Annotated in this window: 2 protein-coding genes and 1 pseudogene; 1 reads left to right on the forward strand and 2 read right to left on the reverse strand. The window is 68.4% G+C overall.

All coding sequences use genetic code 11. The annotated features are described in order from the left end of the window. Positions 1 to 208: 208 nt before the first annotated feature. Positions 209 to 1,714, reverse strand: a complete 1,506-nt coding sequence (locus ACY5KJ_RS18980) for an FAD-dependent oxidoreductase (protein WP_462204004.1) — start codon at positions 1,712 to 1,714, stop codon at positions 209 to 211. 477 nt (positions 1,715 to 2,191) lie between these two features. On the opposite strand from ACY5KJ_RS18980, the gene ACY5KJ_RS18985 reads away from it, so the two are divergent. Further along, positions 2,192 to 3,007, forward strand: a complete 816-nt coding sequence (locus tag ACY5KJ_RS18985; RefSeq protein WP_462189231.1) for a ferritin-like domain-containing protein — start codon at positions 2,192 to 2,194, stop codon at positions 3,005 to 3,007. Positions 3,008 to 3,138: 131 nt separating this feature from the next. Here the strand turns inward: ACY5KJ_RS18985 and ACY5KJ_RS18990 are convergent. Further along, positions 3,139 to 3,341 (reverse strand): annotated as a pseudogene (locus ACY5KJ_RS18990) (acyl-ACP desaturase); the annotation flags it as partial.

Consider the following 3,341-nt stretch of genomic DNA (forward strand, 5'->3'; position numbering starts at 1 on the left):
GCGGCGAAACACCATGAACGTGTCGCCGCGGCCATGAGCGCGAGTGCTGTCCACCCGTGAACCCCGCCCAGCCCAGTAGCTGAGGCGGGGATTCCCGGCCCGGGACCCGTAGCACCCTCCCTTCGGAGCTGATCCGGGTTCCGGCCGGGCAACGCATCCCACGCCGTCGACGCGGATCGGTGCCCGCGAGAGCCCCGAACGGATCTGGTCATCTTCGGTGACCAGATCCGTTCGGGGTCGGGCTCCGGTCCGCCGCGGGGGAGCGGCGGGCGCGTAGCACCCGGGTGAGGACGTCCGGTCGCAGCAGTGCCGATGGCGGTTCGACCAGATTGATGATCCGCATGAACACCCGGGCCACCACCGGGTCGGTGTGCGCGGCGGCGTGCACGTGGGGCAGGTAGGCGTTGACCAGCCTGATCCGCGGGGTGCGCCGTCCCTGCACCTGTGGGTATCCTAGATCATTTCCGGTGGCCAGGGACCAGGCCAGGTCGGCGGGAACGGCCGCGGCGGTGAAGAACCGCCGGGGCAGATCGGTGCCGGCGCGGGCGGAGGCGTCGATGCGGGCGGAGGTGCCGGTGCGGGCGGCGGGTGGGCCGAGCGCGTCCGGCGTATCCCACAGGGCGTCCCGCAGCGCCAGCGCCTGCTGGGCCGCGACCGTCATCCCTTGGGCGTACAGCGGGTTGAGGGTGCACACCGCGTCCCCGAGGGCGACGAAGCCGGCGCTGGGCTCGCGCAGGCGTGCGTACGGGCGTCGCACCGATCCGCGGAAGCGGTAGGGGGTCGGGTCCCCGAGCGGCTCGGCGTCGGCGATGAGCCGGGCGATGTCGGGAGCGGGCAGGGTCGCCGCGAAGCGGGCGAACCCGTCCGGGTCGGTGGGCGGATGCTCGCCGAGCATGCCGGCCAGGGTGACGATCCACCGATCGTCCTCCTGCGCGACGGCGCCACCGCCGCGCAGCCCGGGAATCGTCGAGATGATAACCGCGCGTTGGCCGTCGAGGTCGCTCGCGCGTCGCCGGTAGACGCGGGAGGCGTAGCCGAGGTCGACGTCGACCTGCTCCCGCACGGGCACGGGCAGCCCGTGCGCGGCGAGCCAGTCCGCTGCCCGGGAGCCGCGGCCGGTCGCATCGACGACCAGATCCGCCTCGATGACCTCGCCGCCGTCGAGGTGCGCATCCGCAGGGCGTACCCCGTCAGGCCGGGTGCTGCTGTCGGGCCGGGTGCTGGAGCCGTTGACTCGGGCGTCGTCTGGCCGCGGGCCGCCATCGAGGCGTTCGACCCGGACCCCGACGATCCGGCCGGGTTCGCCCGGGCCGCCCGGGCCGGGCCGCGCCACCAGCCCAACGGCGCGCACCCGCTGCAGCAGGCGGACCTGGGAACGAGCGAGTACGGCCTCCCGCAGCACGCCCTCCAGCAGCGGCCGGCTCGCCAGCAGGGAGGTAAGCCCGGTGTCGGTGGGGTACAACCGCAGCCCGCGGACGTACCACCGGGTCTCGACGAGCATGTGGACGCGGGGCGCACCGTGGCCGGTCACGGTGTCGGTGAACCCGGGGAACAGCTCCTCCAGGCACAACCGGCCTCGTTCGGTGAGGGCGTGCAGGTGGGATCCCTGCGCCACGCCGCGGCGAGTACCCTCGGTGGTGAGGTCATCTCGTTCGATGATCGTCACCCGGTCGAAGAACTCGGCCGTCACCCGGGCCGCGAGGAGTCCGGCCATCCCGGCGCCGAGGACGGCAGCGTGCCCGCGGCTACCGCGGGGCGACAGGGAGTCCTGCAAGGCCGCGGAAGCTGACGTCCGGCTTGCCTTGGAGGCTGTCACTGAGCGGTTCCAGGCAGCTCCAGCTTCTTGACCCGCGTCAGCAGCGTGCGCAGCAGGTGTCACATGAACTCCCTCTTACCTGGTCTCTCGCGCGGTTTTCGCGCGGTTCATGGAGCAGGTGCATGGAGCAGGTTCATGGAGCCAGAGCAGCCATGGGTATTGTCGGCCCGCCGGATCGACTCGTGGGTTAATCTTCCCGGAATCCTGGACGAGAACATCATAAAAATCCAGGGACTTTGTCGTGGGTACGATAGCCTGTTCCCATCGATCGATGGGATGATGCAATGACCGGCCGCCGATATTGTCAAACTAATTGTGGTGAAATAGAAACGAGTCTGCACAGGTCGACGGGACCGGGCCAGGGGAGATTCCAGCATGGCGACCTCCGACACCATCGAGAACGCGCATAGCTTCGACGTATTCCAGCACTATGAGCGGCTGCAGTGGAAGCTGGTCGACCTGCCGTTGGACGAGATCCGCAGGGATCTCATCCAGCCCGAGTACATCGCGCTGGTCAAGGGCGCGGTCATGGGCGAGGCCACCTCCATCGCAGCGGTGCACGGCTTTCTCAACGAGTTCATCGACGATTACGACTGCTCTGCCTTCGTGAACATCTGGGGCTACCAGGAGCTCCAGCACCACTACGCCTTCCGGGCGTGGCTGCAGGCGGTGGACGCCCAGATCGACCAGCGCCGGATCGAGGCGTTGCGCGAGCCCTACGTACCGGGTACCACGCCCAGCGCCACTCTGATCACCAACGTCATCTCGGAGATGACGGTGAACACGGTCTACCGGACGATGTCGGAATGGGTGCGCGAGCCGGTGCTGGCGGACCTCATGCTGCGCGCCAGCCGGGACGAAGCCGGTCATGCCCGGGAGTTCATGTACTTCGCGAAGCGCCGGATGGAGCGGAATCCGCACGATCTTGTATCCGTGTTGGAGACGTTCCACTTCTACATGTCGAACAACCGGATCAAGCATCCGGTGGGGGAATTCAAGCACCGCCTGCTCGAAGACCTTCAGGGCCACGAGACCATTGACACCGCGTTCGAGGTGTTCTTGCAGGTTTCCGATCCGGATACGCTGGAACAGCTCCAGATGAAGATCCGCAAGGCGCTCGGCAGTGTTCTCGGCCGGGAGTTCAACCGGAACTCCGACATCCGGCAGGCGCTGGTGGAGGCGATGCCCTGACCGCTTCGGCGGCCGAGTTGTGGGGACCTGAGCACGGTCCAGGGATCGCAGACCGTGCTCAGGCCCCCCACATTCACCGGCCGCCGCTTCGTAGGACGGGCCACTGCTGCCGTGGTGGTCCTGGCAGAGTCCTACGGGGTGTCCAGGGTCGTCGACCGGCAGGCGTCGACGAAGCGGACCAGTTCGTCGACCTTGTCGGTGCGGACGTCGACCGCCCGGTTGACCACCCGGATGAGGCGTCGGTGTGATCGTAGCGGGCAGTCTCGGCGATCCGCAGGGCCCAGCGCCAGTAACCCCGAATCGTGTCGGCTAGGGCCTGTTTGGGAAGTTTATC

This window comes from Frankia sp. CcWB3 (assembly GCF_977927595.1).

Bases quoted from the DNA above. Each gene is read 5' to 3' on its own strand.
- ACY5KJ_RS18980 (WP_462204004.1), bottom strand. From the start codon at position 1,714: ATGGCCGGACTCCTCGCGGCCCGGGTGACGGCCGAGTTCTTCGACCGG.
- ACY5KJ_RS18985 (WP_462189231.1), top strand. From the start codon at position 2,192: ATGGCGACCTCCGACACCATCGAGAACGCGCATAGCTTCGACGTATTC.